At 48.6% G+C, this 17,841-nt stretch carries 19 protein-coding genes; 3 read left to right on the top strand and 16 right to left on the bottom strand.

What is annotated here, in order from left to right:
• Positions 1-174: 174 nt before the first annotated feature.
• From LACSTY_RS06405 to LACSTY_RS06385, 5 genes are all read right to left on the bottom strand, one after another.
• Entirely contained in the window at positions 175-516 is a 342-nt protein-coding gene (locus LACSTY_RS06405; RefSeq protein WP_010488627.1) for a DUF1831 domain-containing protein, read from the bottom strand.
• A 307-nt stretch (positions 517-823) separates the two neighbouring features.
• Positions 824-1,987 (bottom strand): cysteine desulfurase family protein, encoded by a 1,164-nt coding sequence (locus tag LACSTY_RS06400; RefSeq protein WP_087912067.1) that lies wholly within the window; start codon positions 1,985-1,987, stop codon positions 824-826.
• 13 nt (positions 1,988-2,000) lie between these two features.
• Positions 2,001-2,711 carry a 5'-methylthioadenosine/adenosylhomocysteine nucleosidase gene (locus tag LACSTY_RS06395; protein WP_087912066.1) on the bottom strand — a complete coding sequence of 237 codons (711 nt, stop codon included), beginning with the start codon at positions 2,709-2,711 and terminating at the stop codon, positions 2,001-2,003.
• A 66-nt stretch (positions 2,712-2,777) separates the two neighbouring features.
• A complete protein-coding gene (locus LACSTY_RS06390; protein WP_087912065.1) occupies positions 2,778-3,038 on the bottom strand; it encodes a hypothetical protein in 261 nt (86 codons plus the stop codon).
• Positions 3,025-3,570 (bottom strand): NUDIX domain-containing protein, encoded by a 546-nt coding sequence (locus tag LACSTY_RS06385; RefSeq protein ID WP_087912064.1) that lies wholly within the window; start codon positions 3,568-3,570, stop codon positions 3,025-3,027. The genes LACSTY_RS06390 and LACSTY_RS06385 overlap by 14 nt, the downstream gene beginning before the upstream one ends.
• A gap of 237 nt (positions 3,571-3,807) precedes the next feature.
• On the opposite strand from LACSTY_RS06385, the gene LACSTY_RS06380 reads away from it, so the two are divergent.
• Both LACSTY_RS06380 and LACSTY_RS06375 read left to right on the top strand, forming a co-directional pair.
• Positions 3,808-4,470 (top strand): 5-bromo-4-chloroindolyl phosphate hydrolysis family protein, encoded by a 663-nt coding sequence (locus tag LACSTY_RS06380; RefSeq protein ID WP_087912063.1) that lies wholly within the window; start codon positions 3,808-3,810, stop codon positions 4,468-4,470.
• Positions 4,467-5,669, top strand: coding sequence for a toxic anion resistance protein (locus LACSTY_RS06375; protein WP_162494859.1), 1,203 nt, complete (start codon positions 4,467-4,469; stop codon positions 5,667-5,669). Before LACSTY_RS06380 ends, LACSTY_RS06375 begins: the two co-directional genes overlap by 4 nt.
• Positions 5,670-5,782: 113 nt before the next feature.
• On the opposite strand, the gene LACSTY_RS06370 is transcribed toward LACSTY_RS06375, so the two are convergent.
• The gene (locus tag LACSTY_RS06370) at positions 5,783-7,219 is read right to left on the bottom strand and encodes an MFS transporter (RefSeq protein ID WP_087912062.1); all 1,437 of its coding nucleotides are present in this window, start codon (positions 7,217-7,219) and stop codon (positions 5,783-5,785) included.
• Between the two features lie 175 nt (positions 7,220-7,394).
• Between LACSTY_RS06370 and LACSTY_RS06365 the strand changes: the two genes are divergently transcribed.
• Complete coding sequence (locus LACSTY_RS06365; RefSeq protein WP_087912061.1) at positions 7,395-8,300, top strand: phosphate ABC transporter substrate-binding protein PstS family protein; 906 nt, start codon at positions 7,395-7,397, stop codon at positions 8,298-8,300.
• A 106-nt stretch (positions 8,301-8,406) separates the two neighbouring features.
• On the opposite strand, the gene tnpC is transcribed toward LACSTY_RS06365, so the two are convergent.
• The 10 genes from tnpC to ftsZ all read right to left on the bottom strand — a co-directional run bounded on the left by tnpC (position 8,407) and on the right by ftsZ (position 17,833).
• Positions 8,407-9,924, bottom strand: coding sequence for an IS66 family transposase (tnpC, locus tag LACSTY_RS06360; protein WP_087911750.1), 1,518 nt, complete (start codon positions 9,922-9,924; stop codon positions 8,407-8,409).
• A gap of 100 nt (positions 9,925-10,024) precedes the next feature.
• A complete protein-coding gene (gene tnpB, locus LACSTY_RS06355; RefSeq protein ID WP_087911751.1) occupies positions 10,025-10,378 on the bottom strand; it encodes an IS66 family insertion sequence element accessory protein TnpB in 354 nt (117 codons plus the stop codon).
• Positions 10,353-10,550: a hypothetical protein gene (locus tag LACSTY_RS06350; protein WP_087911752.1), complete on the bottom strand. Its 198-nt coding sequence runs from the start codon at positions 10,548-10,550 to the stop codon at positions 10,353-10,355. Before LACSTY_RS06350 ends, tnpB begins: the two co-directional genes overlap by 26 nt.
• A 208-nt stretch (positions 10,551-10,758) precedes the next feature.
• Positions 10,759-10,980 carry a cold shock domain-containing protein gene (locus tag LACSTY_RS06345; protein WP_087912060.1) on the bottom strand — a complete coding sequence of 74 codons (222 nt, stop codon included), beginning with the start codon at positions 10,978-10,980 and terminating at the stop codon, positions 10,759-10,761.
• A gap of 12 nt (positions 10,981-10,992) precedes the next feature.
• A complete protein-coding gene (gene ileS / locus LACSTY_RS06340; RefSeq protein WP_087912059.1) occupies positions 10,993-13,779 on the bottom strand; it encodes an isoleucine--tRNA ligase in 2,787 nt (928 codons plus the stop codon).
• Between the two features lie 247 nt (positions 13,780-14,026).
• On the bottom strand, positions 14,027-14,818 hold the full coding sequence (locus tag LACSTY_RS06335; protein ID WP_047106042.1) for a DivIVA domain-containing protein: 792 nt from the start codon (positions 14,816-14,818) through the stop codon (positions 14,027-14,029).
• 190 nt (positions 14,819-15,008) lie between these two features.
• Positions 15,009-15,788: a YlmH family RNA-binding protein gene (locus tag LACSTY_RS06330; RefSeq protein ID WP_047106041.1), complete on the bottom strand. Its 780-nt coding sequence runs from the start codon at positions 15,786-15,788 to the stop codon at positions 15,009-15,011.
• 6 nt (positions 15,789-15,794) lie between these two features.
• Positions 15,795-16,082, bottom strand: coding sequence for a YggT family protein (locus LACSTY_RS06325; protein ID WP_010488652.1), 288 nt, complete (start codon positions 16,080-16,082; stop codon positions 15,795-15,797).
• Between the two features lie 12 nt (positions 16,083-16,094).
• Positions 16,095-16,553: a cell division protein SepF gene (locus LACSTY_RS06320; RefSeq protein WP_087912058.1), complete on the bottom strand. Its 459-nt coding sequence runs from the start codon at positions 16,551-16,553 to the stop codon at positions 16,095-16,097.
• Positions 16,554-16,570: 17 nt separating this feature from the next.
• Positions 16,571-17,833, bottom strand: a complete 1,263-nt coding sequence (gene ftsZ / locus LACSTY_RS06315; protein ID WP_025013180.1) for a cell division protein FtsZ — start codon at positions 17,831-17,833, stop codon at positions 16,571-16,573.
• Positions 17,834-17,841: the final 8 nt, after the last annotated feature.

The raw sequence follows: 17,841 nt of genomic DNA, 5'->3' as shown, positions 1-17,841 counted from the left end.
TGCTGACGCGCGCTCATCACAACGCGCCGGCTTACGCTAAAAAAACTTTTAATAATACCAGCTTAGCACTTTTGATTTGCAGACATGACCATCACGGCGATTCAATCATTCATGCTCAACGAAAAAAGCAGCAATCTCCTCACACAAGAAGATTACTGCTGGTTTCAAACCCGATTACTTAGGTTCAATAACGCCGCGTTCAATTAAATTGTTAACCCAGTACTGATACTGTTCAACATTTTCTTTGGTACGGTCATTTTTAAAAATGTTAATCGCCTTTAAGCCATTTCCAGTGGTTACGTCGAGTTGGAACTTGTCCAAGTTCTTCGCCACCGTCATTTTGAGCTTATTCGCCGTCGTGTACGGTGAGTTAGGATCCAGAGACCGTTGCAACTGAAAATTGCCATTCTTGGTTTGAACAAAGCCAAGATCGATCAACGTAAACCGTTTCAACTCTGAACCAATTCGATAAGTCTTCGGATCGCCTTGCGCAGATCCTGTGGGTGCTAATGCCATTATGAAACATCCTCCTGAGCGTGAACCGGCGCGCTCAGGAGTCGGGGTGTAAGTGGCCTTGAGCGTGATGGCGGTCTTTGCCATTGCGACCAAGGTCCTTACACGCAGACTCCTGCGCCGGCGAACGCGTTAATGTGTGAGCGTGAACCGGCGCGTTTAGAAACCGGAGTGTAAGTGGCCTCGGGCGTGATGGCCCGAACTTAGGCCATTGCGACAGAGGTCCTTACACGCAGGTTTCTGCGCTGGCGAACGCGTTAATATGAGCGTGAACACGCTTTACTAACATTAAGTTTAGCATATCATGCGACTACTGTGCGGCTTGTTTAGCAGCCAGCCGTTGCACAATCGGCAGTAGCGTATCAATGAAGGCTTGAATATCTTCCTGAGTGGTCTGTGCCCCAAATGAAATACGGATTGATTCGCCCAACCGCGGGCTATCCGCACCAAACATTGCGGTCAGGACGTGCGAAGGCTCCAGCGACCCCGCCGTGCAGGCAGACCCGCCTGAAACAGCCACACCGGCCAAATCGAGGTTGGTTTGTAAGGCATAGGTGGAAATACCCTTCAGCCACAAATTGAAGACGTGATTGACATTGTCAGGTCTGATGTCGCCATTAATTGCGTAAGGAATATCGGCATCATCTAAGGCGTTCATGATTTGTTTCTTGAAGCCAAGATATTTGGTCTGGCGCTTTGCCTTTTCTTCAGAAGTGATCAGCTCAACGGCCTTTGCAAAACCGGCGATACCGGCAATATTTTCGGTGCCTGCACGGCGTTTGAGTTCCTGCTCGCCGCCTTTTAGCAACGATGGAAACTGCACTTTGGGATCGCGATATAAGAAGCCGACCCCCTTTGGTCCGTTGATTTTGTGCGCGGATACACTCAACATATCAATGTGCTGGGCTTTGACATCAATATCCAATAACCCATAAGCCTGGGTGGCATCGGTGTGGAACCAGGCTTGATGATCCACCAGCCGTTCGCCGATTTCAGTGATTGGCATGCGGCTACCGACCTCATTGTTGCCCATCATGATCGTGACCAGAATCGTGTCATCATCCAAGGCTGCATCAAAATCAGCCAACCGAATACGCCCATTTTCGTCAACCGGCAGATAGGTGACCTGGAAGCCCTCTTTTTCCAAGGCCTTCAGTGGCTGCAAGACTGAAGGATGTTCAATCGCAGTTGTAATGATGTGCTTCCCCAAAGCAGCGCGGGCATGCGCCGTCTGGGTAATGGCCGTATTGTTGCTTTCGGTGGCACCGCTGGTAATCACCATCTCGCCGGGCTGGGCATGAATCGAGTCGGCCAGAACTTTCCGACTTTTGTCCATCACGGTATGTGCTTCCCGTCCAAACCAATGAGTCGAGCTCGCGTTACCAAAGTCATGCTGCATTTGATCTGTCATCGTCTGAATGACTTCAGGCGCCATTGGTGTTGTAGCGGCATTATCAAGATAAATATGTTGCATAAAAAATCAGCTCCTAATCATGCTGAGATGCCTGTAAATGGGCAAAGAACTGCAACAACATCGCGGCACTTTGCTCACCTGCTTTAATCACAAACTTGTCAAAATCGACGCCGGACTGTTCATCGGCCACGTCACTCATGGCGCGAATCACGACAAATGGCGTGTGGAACTCTTTGGCAACTTGGCCGACTGCCGCACCTTCCATTTCACTGGCCAGTGCCTGCGGATAGGTTTTCAAAATCCGGGCAATGGCTTCTTTCCCGTTAATAAATTGGTCCCCTGACACAATCAAGCCTACTTTGTGCGTCAAACCAGTTGCCGCAGCCGCTGTTTGAATTTGCGTCACATATGACATGCCTGCTTCAAAAATCTGTGGCTGTTGCGGAAGTTGTCCCGGCAAGTAGCCAAAGGCCGTAGCGTCCACATCGTGATAAGCCACGCCACTAGAAATAACCACATCACCGATCGCCAGGCCGTGGCCAATCCCACCGGCACTACCGGTGTTAATGACGACATCAGGCTTGTACGTCGCCAACAACAATGCAGCTGTCATCGCGGCTTGCACCTTGCCAATGCCGGATTGCACTAAAATCACATCGACATCGCCAATTTTGCCTTCAAAATAATGCTGACTGGCAATAATTGTCTCATGCTGCTGGGTTTGCCGCGCCAACAACGTGCGAATTTCCTCTTCCATCGCACAAATCACACCGACTTTAATCAAAAAATCCCCTCGTTCTCTCTATCAAATATGACGCTATTTTCACGCCTCGTAGGTTCGATACATCCCTTAGCCAAAATAAAGAACCAAAAAGACAATCACAATCAACCCAAAGACAATGCCGATCGCCCAATTCAGACGTTTTTTGAGGCTATTGACTTTGCGAAACGTCATTTCATCAAAACGTGCCGCCTTAACCTCTGGCTTGTCGCGCGTCTGCCGGGCGTATTCTTTTTCCACTTCAACCCGTTTGGCTTCGCGATCACGAGCTTCTTGCTTCTTTTTCTTCTGGGCTTCACGGTAGGCTTTACGCGTGTTAACTTCTGCCATGCTGTTCCTCCTGCTGCTGCCAATAAAACAAGGCTAACAGCGTCTTACTGTCACAAATTCTGCCATCATCAACTGCTTGTTGAGCTTCATCAAACGTTAGCCAATGACTATTCACAAATTCATCGGCATCTTGCGGCAGACGCTGGGCAGCCTGTGTTAAGTGCCGGGCTAAAAAAAGTGCCATGGTCGCATCCGAAAAGCCAAGTGATTGAAAATAACTGGCAAGCGGCTGCCAGTTCAGTGCCTCCAAACCGGTTTCTTCATTTAATTCGCGTTGGGCAGCAGCCAGTGGCATCTCGCCTTGGTGGATCTTTCCAGCCGGAATTTCCAGCGTTGCTTGGCCAACAGTTGACCGAAACTGACTGACAAACAAGGCTTGATGTCCTCTCAACGCCAAAATGCCCGCAGCCGGCTGTGCACGCACGATTTCCCGCTTAGCTGTCTGATCATCGGCCAGTTTAACCGTCAGTTCATCTACTGCTACCAATTCACCCGTAAACACCCGTTGTTGTGCAATCGGTTTTTCCTCCATCACAGCCGCCTCCTCGTCCTATTTATTCACAAGTGCCAAGCCGTCAGTCACTGAATCGTTAACCGACTCAAAACGTTGCCAAACACCACTTTTATGAAAGATCATGTCATCAGCTTACACCAGCAAACGATGCAATGCTTGATCTTAACAAAAAATTTGCGAATATCCAACTTCCGGCTGATAGTCAACCTATAGGACTGTGCTAAACTAAACTCAAACGAAAGAGGAAGTGATCTCGTGGCCACAAGCAAACGTATTCGCATTTGGCGAATCATACTCTGGGCCGCCATGGGTGCGGTATTAGGTGCCTTATCTGGGCGTTGGGCAATCGCTGTTTTTGTCGGCGTTGTGTTTGCCTTCGCTCGCTTTATCGGTGAACTAAGCCGACCGAAGCCAAAATCCACCAGTCTGCCCGGTTTGGATCCAAAAATGGCTGAACACTATGCGGCTTCCGGATTAAGTGATGAAGAAATCAAACTTTTTAGAAAGACCATGGCTGAACTTGCCGATCAAATTCGGACCATTGAAGCATTGACAAAGCAAGTGCCAAAGCTTCGTGCGCTCACACTTAATACCGATTTGATCGATTTGCTGCACGCTTATTTCGAGGCACTGGTGCAAGCTCCGCAGCGGCTGACAGATGCCGGCACTTTTGTCTATCAACAGGTCCCGAATCTGTTGGATTTAATGCAGAAATATGCCCAAATCACACACCATGAAGTCAAAACGGCTGACACCTACGAAACGTTAGATAAGGCCTTTGAAACGATGACCGGGATGGCGGGTAAGATCCGCACCGATTATCAAGCCTTCATTAAAGATGACTTGGATGACCTGGATAGCGATGTCCGCCTTGCCAAGAAACACCTTGATCCTAATAAGATGCATGAAACGGAGTGACCAACGTGAGCGACGACAAACAAACAAATTTGACCGATGACCTATTAGCGGATCCCTTCAGCACCTCATCCGGCGCAAGCGATACCGCGCCCAAAATCTCCGAGGCAGCAACAGCCAAGCCGAAACTGACCCCGGAACAGGAAGCCAAAGCGCAGGACTTGGCCAGCAAAATTGATGTCACTAAAGGCGAAACTGTCTTAAACTACGGTGCCGATGCCCAAAAGCAGCTTGGGGTTTTCTCTCAAAACATGCTGACAAAGGTGCAAAGCCAAGATACTGGTGCCGTTGGTGACGCGTTAACCAGCCTGATGACGCGTCTAAATGAAGCCAATCCTGACGAACTAAAAGCAGAAAATAACAATATTTTCCGCAAAATTTTTGGCCGTGTCAAGCGATCTATTTATGAAATCACCGCAAAGTACCAAAAAATCGGTGCTCAGATCGATACAATCGCTAACCGGCTCGAAACATCACAACAGGGTTTGTTAAACGACAACAAGCTTTTAGACGAGCTTTATGACCAAAACAAGGCGTATTTTGATGCCTTGAATATTTACATTGAAGCGGCGAACCTGAAGCTGGCCGAATTAAATGATAAAACGATTCCTGAAGCAGCCAAGGCCGCCGAAGCAGCTAATGACCAAATGGCGATCCAGCAAGTCAACGATCTGCGGCAGTTCGCCAGCCGTTTGGAAAAACGGGCGTATGATCTGCAATTAGCGCGGCAAATTACCATTCAGCAAGCGCCGCAGATTCGCTTGATCCAAAACACCAATCAGGCGCTGGCAGAAAAAATCCAAGCCAGTGTCAACACTGCCATTCCTCTATGGAAAAACCAGGTGGCTATCGCCCTCACCCTTTTGCGTCAAAAAAATGCGGTCACCGCACAGCGCCAAGTTTCGGAAACAACCAACGATTTGCTTAAGAAGAATAGTGAGATGTTGAAGATCAGCTCAATTGAAACTGCCAAAGAAAATGAACGTGGCGTTGTCGATATCGAAACGCTGACACAGACACAAAACGATCTGATCGATACCTTGAAGCAGACGCTGCAGATTCAGCAAGATGGTCGCGTCAAGCGTCAGAATGCCGAAAAACAACTTGTCCAAATGGAAGGCGAACTTAAGCAGCAACTGCTAAATTATACCCACGGCGATATGGATAATCAAAATCCTAAAGACGTCACGCCGCACGTTTAATGGGTCTAAATTCTTAATTAACCTTGAATAGCGTAAAGTCCGTGATTTCGTCATCACGGACTTTTTGTTTTGGCTCGTTTCCCGCCAATTTTCAGTTGAATGGGCTTCCCTGACTAAGCATCGCCAACGCCACGAATTTGCCACATCCGATACCCTGTCAGCGCCAAGGCTAAGAGGCATAAACCGGTTGCAACCCAAAACGACACGTGCATCCCTGCGATAAAGACATCAGGCCGACCGGTTAGATAAGTTGTTACCTTCCGCCCAGCCGTGTGACTCATTGAGGAGAACAAAACCGTCGTTGCCGTCGAAATACCGACAACCATACCTAAATTACGTGCCAATGCATTCAATCCGCCTGCAATTCCAAGATCTTGCGGTGCCACACTCGACATCACGACCGTATTATTCGGCGCCTGGAACAGGCCATTACCAAACCCAACTAAGCCAATCATCAATGCTACGAAAACAAATGAGGTCTGTAAATTAAAAAGCGCATACCCAATCTGACTGCCAACAATGAACAACAATCCCACCATAGTAATTCGATAAGGACCGATGCGGTCGGCAATTGAACCAGCCACCGGTGCCACAATCACTTGGACAATCGGGAAAATCATGAGCAAGTAACCGGCTTTTTCTGGCGATAATCCGCGCGCATTCTGTAAATAAAATGGCGAAATCACATTAAAGAAGAAGTTCGTCACAAAAATAAAGAAAGCCGATAACAAACTTAACGTAAACGCGCTATTCCGAAATAACTTAAAGCTAACTAGCGGATCGGTCTTATGATTTTCAATCCGAATAAAAGCAGCCAAAGCGATCATTGCGATGACGAACAAGGCAAGAATCACCGGATCCGTAAAACCACGCTCCTGACCCAGAAAAATACCCATGAACAGCGCCAGAATAAACCCTAAGAAGCTGATGAAGCCTGTCCAGTCAATCGGAACCCGCTTGCTGGGTAAATCCTTCGGTAAAACAACGGATCCGAGAATCAACGCAACAATGCCGATTGGAATATTGATCCAAAAAATATAGCCCCACGGCAGTTGCCCCAGAATCAACCCGCCAATCCCAGGGCCGGCAATCGCACCAATGGAAACAAACGACCCGATGAGACCCAAGGCACGCCCACGTTCGTTCATCGGAAAAATTTCTGTCACGATCCCGTTGTTATTCGCCATCGTCATGGATGCGCCCGTTGCCTGCACAATCCGCGCCGCCAGCAACAAGGCCAAACTATTGTTAAAACCGGCAAACAATGAACCGATGAGAAACAGCACCATCCCGATACGAAATACTTTGATCTTGCCAATCGAGTCGCCTAATTTTCCGAAAAATAAAAGCAGTCCGCAGATCATCATCAGATAAATGGACACAACCCATTCAGCCTGATTCATCGGAATTTTCAAATCTCGACTCATCACCGGCAACGCAATATTGACAATAGACCCGTCCAGCGTCGACATGATGGTAAACATCCCGATGGCCGTGATGATCCACCACCGGTTTTTCTGGACTTTTTGGTTATCAATGTAATTTTTCACATTTTCCGCTCCTTCTCAAACGCCTAGCTGTCCTATTATACGCCGAATCTTGTTACTTTTTCAAAGGAACCTACCCCTTATTTACAAAAGCAAAACGCATTCTTTACATCAAAGTGGCGAAGTCTTTACACTCATTCTTTATCCTTAAGTTATTCAAGTATTGGAGGGAAAAGTAATGAAGCATTCGAAGTTGTTAGTCGGTTTGACCGTGGCCTTAACTGCCACTTTAGTATTAACGGGTTGCGGGTCGAAATCCGCCAGCAGTTCAAGCTCGTCAAGCTCGGCCGCAGCGAAGCAAAGTAAAATCCTTGCCGTTGGGTCCACAGCCTTGCAGCCGCTGGTTGAGCAGGCCGCTAAGCAATATCAAACCGACAATCCTAAGGCCGAAATCACCGTTCAAGGCGGCGGTTCCGGTGCCGGATTAAGTCAGGTGGCGGCTGGATCGGTCACCATCGGCAATTCAGACATTTTCGCTCAGGAAAAGAAAGACTTGAAGGCCAGCGATCTGGTTGATCATCAGGTCGCGGTGGTTGCCATTGCCCCGGTTGTCAACAAAGATGCCGGCGTTAAAAACATTACAACCCAGCAGCTGGTCGATATCTTCCAAGGCAAGATCACCAACTGGAAAGATGTTGGCGGTAAAGATCAACAAATTGTCTTGATTAACCGTGCGCAAGGCTCTGGTACCCGTGCCACCTTTGAACAGTTCGGTATCAAGACGGACAAAGTCAAGACCAGTCAGGAACAGGATTCAAGCGGTACCGTTTATCAGATGGTTTCCTCAACGCCTGGTGCGATTAGCTATCTAGCCTTCTCGGCAATTAAAGATGGCGTCCAAAAGCTCGCACTGGACAAGGTGCAACCAACTGACAAAAACGTGACGACCAACACCTGGAAGATCTGGGCTTACGAGCACATGTACACCAAGGGTAAGCCTAGTGCATCAACCGCAGCGTTCATCAACTACATTCAATCAAAGAATGTTCAAAAGACGCTGGTTCCTAAGCTGGGTTACATCCCCATCACCAAAATGACCGTTGCCCGCACGTACGACGGTAAAATCGAAGAAGTCAACAAGTAACCTGCTCCATAGTAAGCGCACGATTGTGCAGTACATTTAAAACGGCTCCGATATCCCTTATGCTGTTAAGGAATACCGAAGCCGTTGTTTTTGTTTTTGAGTCGTTCTAGCGTGAACAACTCGCTTGAACCTGCGGCGACCATGGTAAATAATCCTGTAGCGCTTTAGAATCGCCAGGAATAGGGAGGTTGGGTAATTCAGTAAATAAGTATTCAAGATATCTGCGGCAGTCGAGTCCGTTGGCCTCGGCGGAGCGTATCACACTTAAAATGATCCCGCTTGATCGGGCGCCTTTGAAGCTCTTGGAAAACAGCCAGTTTTTACGGCCAATCACGAGTTCTTTGACGGCACGCTCAACGCGGTTATTTGACAGCTCCAAACGGCCGTCTAATAAAACATTTTCCATGGCTTCACGTTGGCTGAGTGCATAGTCAACGGCGCGGCCAAGTTTGGATTGCGGTAAAACATGGAGGGTTTCACACCATGTGAAGAACTTGGATAGCTCTTCCTTTAGTTTGGCTTGCCGCTTTTCATAGCGCTGTTCCGGCGTGAGCAGTTTCCAGTTCCGCTCCAGCTTGAACATGCGGTCGCAATAATCGACTCCTTTCTTGGCTTTGCTCTTTGTCGTGCTCTGTTGACCCATGGCCTCAAAGAACTTACGACGGATATGGGAGAGGCAAGCCACTCGCGTGACTTGATCAAGTTTCTCATACACTTGATAGCCGTCGGTTTGAAGATAACGGGTATAACCACTAAGAAAATGCTTTGGGATCTCAGTGCCACGGGAATCGGCGTGCTCATACAGAAAGATCTGCTTATCTTCTGCGCGGCCGGAAGCGAAGACCCAGTAATAGGTCTTCAGCTTTTCACTTTCCAAGACCCGATAGCTGGTTTCATCGGCGTGAACCACGTCCTGTTTGAGCAGCGTTTGATGCATCAGCTCATAAAGACTAGCGAGTCCATAGTCGCAAGCCAAGATATGCCAGTTGGTAATCTGTTGGCGCGTCAGTGGGAACCCCGCTTCTTCCCAGTCCTTTTCCTGGCGATAGACGGGAACTTTTTTGCGATACTTTTCAATCATCGTCTGAGTGAGGATACTCGGTGAAGCGAAACTATTGGGAATCAGTGGACGGGGTACCGCCGCCTTTTTAATGACGCTGTGATCCAGTTGATTTGAACACTGGCGACATTCGTAGGCGTGCTGATAGTGGACGTGTACTTCAAAATGTTCCGGAATTCTAACGGGTTCGCGACTGGTAATCGTGGTGCCAATATCACGCATCTCGGTCGCACAGTGTGGGCATTGTCGGGCCTCACCGTCCAGCTCATGATGCACTGGGACTTGAGGGTATTGCGCTAACACCATGGCCTTCTTGCCCTTTTGCTTCTTATGACAATCCGGCTTTTCCGGTTTTGACGCCGTTTCCGCTTGTTCCAGTTCGGACGGTGCCGGTGTTTGAAAGACAGTACTTTGATCGAAGAGGTCCACTTGACCGTTAGTGAGGCTTTCGCGCTTAACCCCAAAAAGACGATGCTTTAGAAACGCAAGTTCTTCGCGAAGTAGCGCATTCTCTTGTTTGATATAGTCATATTCTGCTTGCGTGATGACTGCTTCGGCTGGCATTTTGCGTCTCCCGTTCAAATAATTGAAAAAAGTATATCAAGCGGAGAAACGAAAAGAAAGCCTTTTCTCTAATTTCGGGAAAAGACTTTCTAAGGCCGGATTAGTACACATGCCCCGGTGTCATGGGCTGAATCGTGCGGCGCTCCTCGATCGCTAAACCGTTGACTAACCGCGACATCTGCCGGTAATTCAACCGGCGAATTTCAGTGCGGTCTCGTGGCCATTGCATATAGCCATTTTCAAAGCGTTTGTACAAAAGTAGAAAACCGCTTTTGGTCCAGTACAGTGCTTTGAAGCGATCCTTGCGCGTGCCACAAAAGATAAATAGCGCATTGTCAAAGACATTCATGTTGTACTCTTCCGTGACTAACGCCGCTAAGCCATCAATGCCTTTACGTAAGTCGGTGCGGCCGCAAATGATGTAGATATTAGCTTTGGACAGGTCGGGAATCATGGGTCATCAACTCCTGCAGAATAATGCGAGCCATCACCTTATCGATACCATTGTAAAAGAGTACCTCGGCTTCCTTGAGTTTAACCTTGGCACCTAGTTTTGGCTTTACGACAACCGAGGCACCATCGCGGTTCACCATTTGGATCGGCACCATATCGTTGGGTTGGGTCATAAAAAATCCTCCAATCTTCTTGATAAGACAAGTATAAACGGAGGATTCCAACAGTTATAGGTACGGTGCTATATGACGCTTACGCTCCATATTTCTACCATACAAACAGGCTGTATACAAAAAACCGCGATCACAGTTGATCGCGGTTTTTTGATCATGCCGATTCTTTTAATTGAATGATTGTCGCATCTTTATATCTGCCAGTTGATTAATCGTCTGAATGATCGGCCTCATGATGAACCGTCACATTGGCAGCTTGAGGACCACGGGGACCTTCCACGATAACAAAGTCAACCAGTTCTCCCGGCGTCAGACTTTTAAACCCGGGTTCACTAATTGCTGAAAAATGAACGAAGATATCCGGCTGACCATCGGCTTCGATAAAGCCATAGCCTTTGTCGACATTGAAATTCTTAACTCGTCCTTGCATGCTGTCACCTGCTTATTTATCAAAACCGTTTGCGACGACCTCAGGGTAATTGGCCTCAACAATGGCGGCACAGCGACTGCACAATTCAGGTAATTTTGGATCGGCACCAATGTCAGTGCGAACCATCCGGCAACGTGGGCATACTTCCCCTTTAGCGTGGGTCACAACCACTGCCATATCTTCGAACTGTTCGGCATCTGCCGGCGCTTTGGCATCGCTTGGCGCAACTTCAAAGTGACTGGTGATCAACAGTTGCATCACGTTAGCTTCAACGTCATCCAACATGTCCCGAACCGGCTCGGATGGATAAACCGTGACTGCTGCTTCCATCGATTTACCGATGACCTTGTTGTCCCGCGCAACTTCAAGCGCCTTTTGCACTTCGGAACGGAAATCCATGAATGCTGACCAAATGTCGAGTAACTGATTCTCATCGTCAAAATGCGTGACGTCCGGCATGTCAGACAAGGCGGCGTAAGCAGTATCTTGTTTCAGATACGGCCAAACTTCTTCCGCTGTATGCGGCAAAATCGGCGTCAGCAACTTCGTCAAATCCAGCAAAGCGGTATACATCACTGTCTGCATGCTCCGCCGCTTAGGATCGTTTTGGGCCTCGATATAAACCACATCCTTGGCAACATCGAGATAAAAGGCACTCAGATCGTTAACCAGGAAACTGCTAATGGTTTTTTCAACCGTTGCAAAATCGTAGACATCATAGGCCGCCTTGACCTTGGCAATGACCTGATTCAGACGAACCATGAGATAGCGATCAACGGAGCCGAGGTCGTCATAAGCAATGGCATCCTTTTGCGGATCAAAGTCACCGGTATTAGCCACCATAAACCGTAATGTATTGCGAATTTTACGATAAGCCTCAGACGTCTGGGCAAAATTGTCAACCGAAACCCGGACATCAGACGAGGAGTCCACGGTTGCGACCCACAGCCGAATGATCTCGGCGCCGAATTGCTTTTCAATTGTGGCAGGCACAATGGTATTGCCTAGACTTTTACTCATTTTCCGACCCTTGCCATCAAGCGTAAAGCCTTGAGACAGGATGCCGCGATATGGGGCGACACCGGTTGCAGCCACGCTGGTAATCAAGCTGGAGTTAAACCAACCACGATACTGGTCGGATCCTTCCAGGTACAGATCAGCCGGGAAACTCAATTCCGGACGCTGAGCCAAGACTGCCTGGTGTGATGAACCTGAGTCAAACCAGACATCCATGATATCTTTTTCTTTGGTGAATTGACCATGCGGGCTATGCGGGTTCGTGTACCCTTCCGGCAAAAGATCCTTAGCCTCGCGTTCAAACCAGACATTGGAGCCATATTTGCCAAATAAGTCGGCGACATGGTTAATGGTTTCTTCTTCGATAATCGGCTCGCCGTCTTCAGCGTAGAAAATCGGGAGCGGAACCCCCCATGCACGTTGGCGGGAAATGACCCAGTCACCACGATCACGAATCATATTGTACAGACGGGTCTTACCCCAACTAGGCTTAAAGTCGACTGTATCAATCGCCTTCAAAATCTGATCACGGAAAGCTTCAATTGAGGCAAACCATTGCGTTGTGGCCCGGAAAATGACCGGCTTTTTGGTACGCCAATCATGCGGGTAACTATGGGTGAAGAAATCCAGTTTCAACAGTGCGCCTTTTTCAGTCAAGGCTTTGGTGATGAGCTTATTGGCATCATCATAAAAGACCCCTTCAAATCCCGGCGCATTTTCGTTCATGTAGCCCTTGGCGTCAACGACCGAAATCACGGGCAAGCCATATTTCATGCCGACTTTGTAGTCATCTTCCCCATGTCCAGGAGCGGTATGAACTAGGCCGGTCCCAGCGTCAAGCGTGACGTGGTCAGCTTCCATAACCAAGCTCGTACGATCATACAGAGGATGCTTAGCCGTCATTTTGTCCATGGCCGTGCCTTTGAAAGTTTTGAGAATCTTAGGCTGATCCCAGCCAATTTCTTCAGCCACCTGATCAAGCAGTTCGGCTGCCACAACATACTTGTGGTCGCCAACTTGAACCTGAACGTAATCAAACTTCGGATTAACCGCAATGCCGTAGTTCGCCGGAATGGTCCAAGGCGTGGTGGTCCAGATAACCAGTGACGTATCCTGATCCAACAAGCCTTTGCCATCAACTACCGGAAACGCTACATAAATCGACGGTGATTTATCATCGTGATATTCGATTTCGGCTTCGGCTAACGTCGATTCAGATGACCAAGACCAATAAACCGGCTTCAAACCATGGTAAATGTAGCCTTTTTTCGCCATTGCCCCGAAGACCCGAATCTCGCTGGCTTCGTAGGCATGATGCAGCGTAATGTATGGATGTTCCCAGTCACCCATCACGCCTAAACGCTTGAAATCAGTCCGCTGCTTATCAATTTCCTTCATGGCAAATTGCCGACACAGTTCTCGATAATCAGTCATCGACATTTCCTTACGCTTGACCCCTTGTTTGGCCAATTGCTGTTCGATCGGCAGTCCATGAGTATCCCAGCCAGGAACATACGGTGCCCGGAAACCGTTCATGGACTTGTACCGAACGATAATATCCTTGCTGATCTTATTCAGGGCATGGCCCATATGGATATTCCCATTGGCAAAGGGTGGGCCATCATGCAACATGAAGGTCGGTTTGCCTTCGTTTAACTTCTGTCGCTGCTCATAGACATGATCTTCGTCCCACTTTTTTTGCCAAACCGGTTCGTTCTTTGGTAATCCGGCGCGCATCGGGAAAGTTGTCTTCCCCATATTCAACGTATCTTTAATTTTCACGTGTCCAGCTCCTTTTGTTGATTGAATGAAAAAAGCCCGCCCTATATTAGGACGAGCAAACGTGGTACCACCTAACTTCAGGGAACAAGTCCCCCTCAGTGATTGCTTAACGGTGATCAACCGGTCCCGCTTATTGACTCGGCGAGACAACTGCGAACTGATATCATCAAGCGGTACTTGCCAGGCTCACACCTAATTCCTGGCTCGCTGCAAAGGGGACCGCTAAACGACGCGTGTTCATACGTTTTTAGACATTTTGATCGGTTGTCGCATCAGAATCGTCACTGGTTGATTCACTTGATTCTGATTCTGATTCCGATTCGGCAGTCGCTGAATCAGCCGGTGTTGCTTCAGCGTTGGCTGAGCTTGAGGTTGCACTTTGATCATCTGGGAAAATAATCTCCGTGTAGGCATCGGCACCGGAAGCTGCTCCCTTAGAGTTTACGAAACCAGCTGGCGAATTGTCAAGCGATTCCTGACTCGGATCCGTGGTATCCGGAGCTTCAGGTGAACTGGAAAGCAATTCTTTCCACTCCGGACTCTTCACAACTTCAAGCTGCGATTCTAGCATGACCTGTAATCGCTGACGGAAAACCCGGCTTTGGCGTTTAAGATCCTCAGTTTGAACGGAAATATTTTGCCGTTTCAGTTCCGCATCATGCAACGTCTGCTCCGTTTGCGCCTGTGCCTGGTGCATCTTTTGATCCGCATCGGATTTGGCCCGATTCAAAATCGCCTGGGCATCCTGTTGTGCTTGCTGCTTGATCAAATCAGCTTCCTGATGCGCACTATTTTTGACTTTCTCAGCACTCTCTTGCGCCACAATGATTGACTGGTTCAAGGCTTCTTTCATGTCCGTGAAATACCGAACCTTTTCCTTGGCATCTGCCAGTTCCTTCTTAAGTCCTTCATTGTCCTTAATCAGACTGCTGTAATCTTTAACGATCTGGGCAAGAAAATCATTCACTTCATCCTTGTCATAACCGCGCATTTTACTGCTAAATTCTTTATTATGAATGTCCAGTGGACTTAAAGCCATAAAATTGGTCCTCCTTGTATAGATGAGCGCCAGCTTGGTTCTTTCGCCGCCGGTTCGCACTTCCCTTAACGCGCTCCCTTAGCGCAGAAGCCTGCGGTGTAAGGACCTTGGTCGCAATGGCAAAGACCCCGCCATCACGCCCAAAGTCACTTACACTCCGGCTTCTAACCGCGCCAGCTCGCGCTCATCCTTACTTATGAATAACCGCCGCCGACACACGCAACTTACCTTTTTTAGTTTCACCAAGAATCGCATCCAGTCGCAAGCGGCCGAAACCGCGAACCGAGATGATATCCGACGTCGCAACTTCAGCGTCCGGCGCCTCGGTTTCACCGAAATTCAACCGGACTTTTCCGCCTTGAATCAAAACCTTGGCGCGTTGTCGCGACATATTGAAACCATGCGCCACAACCGTATCGAGTCGCAACGCACTGATTGAAAAGTCGATCGGTTCCCAGTCGTTCTCGGGAGTGACCGCCTGATCTAACGGATAGTCGGTAAAGTGAACGCCGACACGGCCGATTTTCGTGATATTGCTCATGACCCAGTCTTCCATGTGGGCGGCCACAAAGAATTGCCACGTTTGCCCGTCTGTAATGATATCGCCAAAAACATCGCGATCCAGTCCGGCGTTTAATAATGTTCCTTGAATCGTACTATGATGCATCTCGGCAAACTTTTCCGGATACACAATCTGCAACAAGCGAATGTCAAAATCATCCGGTTGTGCTTCATAATAATCCGGCGCAAAAATCAACCGTTGGCGCTCAGCATGCGGATATCCGCCAAAATGCATGAGTTTCATGTCATCGTGGGCACTGATCAGACTGTCAGCGATTAAACGCTGTCGGGGATCGGTAAAATCAGTCAAAACAGCGCGATACTCGGTCCGAGCCGTTTCGACTAATTCAGCGAAATGGTCGATCAGTGCTGCTTCGTCTTTTCGAAAATGTTGATAGATGGCGTCCATGATTTGTCACCCAATTAATTGAACGAGTATCAGGAATAAACGCGACCAGCCGAACTTAATCAGCGAAAGCACGAAGAACGCCAGGATCGGAGAAAGATCCAACCCGGCAATTGCGGGAATGAACCGCCGGAAAATACTTAAAAACGGATCAACCCACCGTTCCAGGAAGCGATCAATCGCCGTCCCTTGAGCGTTAGGAAACCATGAAATCAGAATGTAAACAAACACCATGATCATGTATAAGTAAATCGCCCAGTCACCGACTCGGTATAATGCATAAAGAAAATTGAACACTTGACACCTCGTTTAGTGTTGTGATGAAAGATTCAAACCGTCAGAATCAATGGTGCTGGCTAAGGAGCCGTCAATTTCAAAATTGGCTGGCGTAACCAAGAAAATCGACTCACCGATCCGCTTAATCTCACCATTAATCGCGTAGACCGTGCCCGTAAGAAAATCAACAATCCGTCTGGCATCATCTGCGCCAATCCGATCAAAATTAATAACGACCGCCCGATTATTCAGTAGATGCGAGCCGATCTCCTTGGCATCTGAATAAATTCTGGGTTCAAACACCACAATCTTAGCAGCCTTCCCGGTCGGTGCAGCCATCGCGACGACCTTGTTACCGCGGTAATGATTCACATCCCGATCCTCCGGCTGCGCTGCCTGCGTCTGTTCGTCTCCTTGGTCCTGATAATCATCTTCATCATCATCCATGGCAAAGAAGTTGTTGAATTTTTCGCCTAACTTACCAAACGCCATGTTCCATGACCTCCTGACTATTGACGCCGACGCTTAAAGAACGGCGGCTGGTCGTCGCTTCCGGCATCGTCTGCATTGGTTTGATTTTCAAAAATATCAAAATCTTTTTTCTTCACATTGTTCATGTCATCGGAACTCGGTGTTTGTCGTTTGCTTGGCTCGCGCCGTAAATCCCAGTTACCAAATGGATCGTCACTTTGTGCTGACTGATCGTCATGCTGATCGTTACCTGCAAATGCCGGACGATAAGTGTCATTACCTTTGTCGTGATCGGCACCGCGTGTTTGAGCAGCTGGGCGGCGGGAGCTTTCCCGGCGCTGGTCTTCTTCTTCAATCCCAGTGGCAATGACGGTTACAACGACTTCATCACCAAGCTCTTCATTGATGGACGTTCCGAAAATGATGTTAACATCGTCTTTGGCAGCATCGGCAACAATTTGTGAAGCATCCTGTGCCTCAAACAAACTGAGGTCCGGTCCGCCTGTAATATTCAGCAACACCTGTTTGGCCCCGCTGATATTGACTTCCAATAATGGACTGGAAATCGCCTTTTTCGTCGCTTCGACCGTCCGGTTTTCGCCGGTGGCACTGCCGATTCCCATCAATGCGGAACCTTGGTTGGCCATCACGGTTTTAACATCGGCAAAATCGAGGTTGACGTATCCAGGACTGGTGATCAGATCGGAGATGCCCTGAACCCCTTGGCGCAAAACATTGTCCGCTGCATGGAATGCTTCAAGCATCGGGGTCTTTTTGTCCACGATCTCGAGTAGTCGGTTATTGGCAATAATGACCAATGTATCGACATGTTCCTTCAGCTGGGCAATGCCTTCAGTGGCGTTTTTAGCCCGCTTAGGCCCTTCAAACGTGAATGGGCGGGTAACCACCCCTACCGTCAAAGCACCTTGGTCTTTGGCAATCTTAGCCACAATCGGCGCGGCACCGGTACCTGAACCGCCACCCATGCCCGCCGTGACAAAGATCATATCGGCACCTTGTAATGCGGCACCAATCGCCTCTTCACTTTCTTCCGCAGCCTTCTGCCCGATTTCCGGATTGGAACCGGCGCCCAAGCCGCGCGTCAATTTCGGTCCAAGCTGGATCTTGGTTTCTGCGTTGCTGGCATTCAGCGCCTGTAAATCGGTATTGGCAGCGATAAATTCAACGCCTTTAACGTCTTCGGCAATCATGCGATTAATGGCATTGCCACCCGCACCGCCAACACCGATAACTTTGATGTTGGCGCCTTTTTCACTCTGTGCGTCCATTTGAAAATCCATTCGTGTTC

Origin of the sequence: Lacticaseibacillus styriensis (assembly GCF_030770295.1) — a bacterium.
Classification (GTDB): domain Bacteria; phylum Bacillota; class Bacilli; order Lactobacillales; family Lactobacillaceae; genus Lacticaseibacillus; species Lacticaseibacillus casei.
Note: the sequence above shows the minus strand (reverse complement) of the source record. Positions and strands in the feature narration are given on the sequence as shown.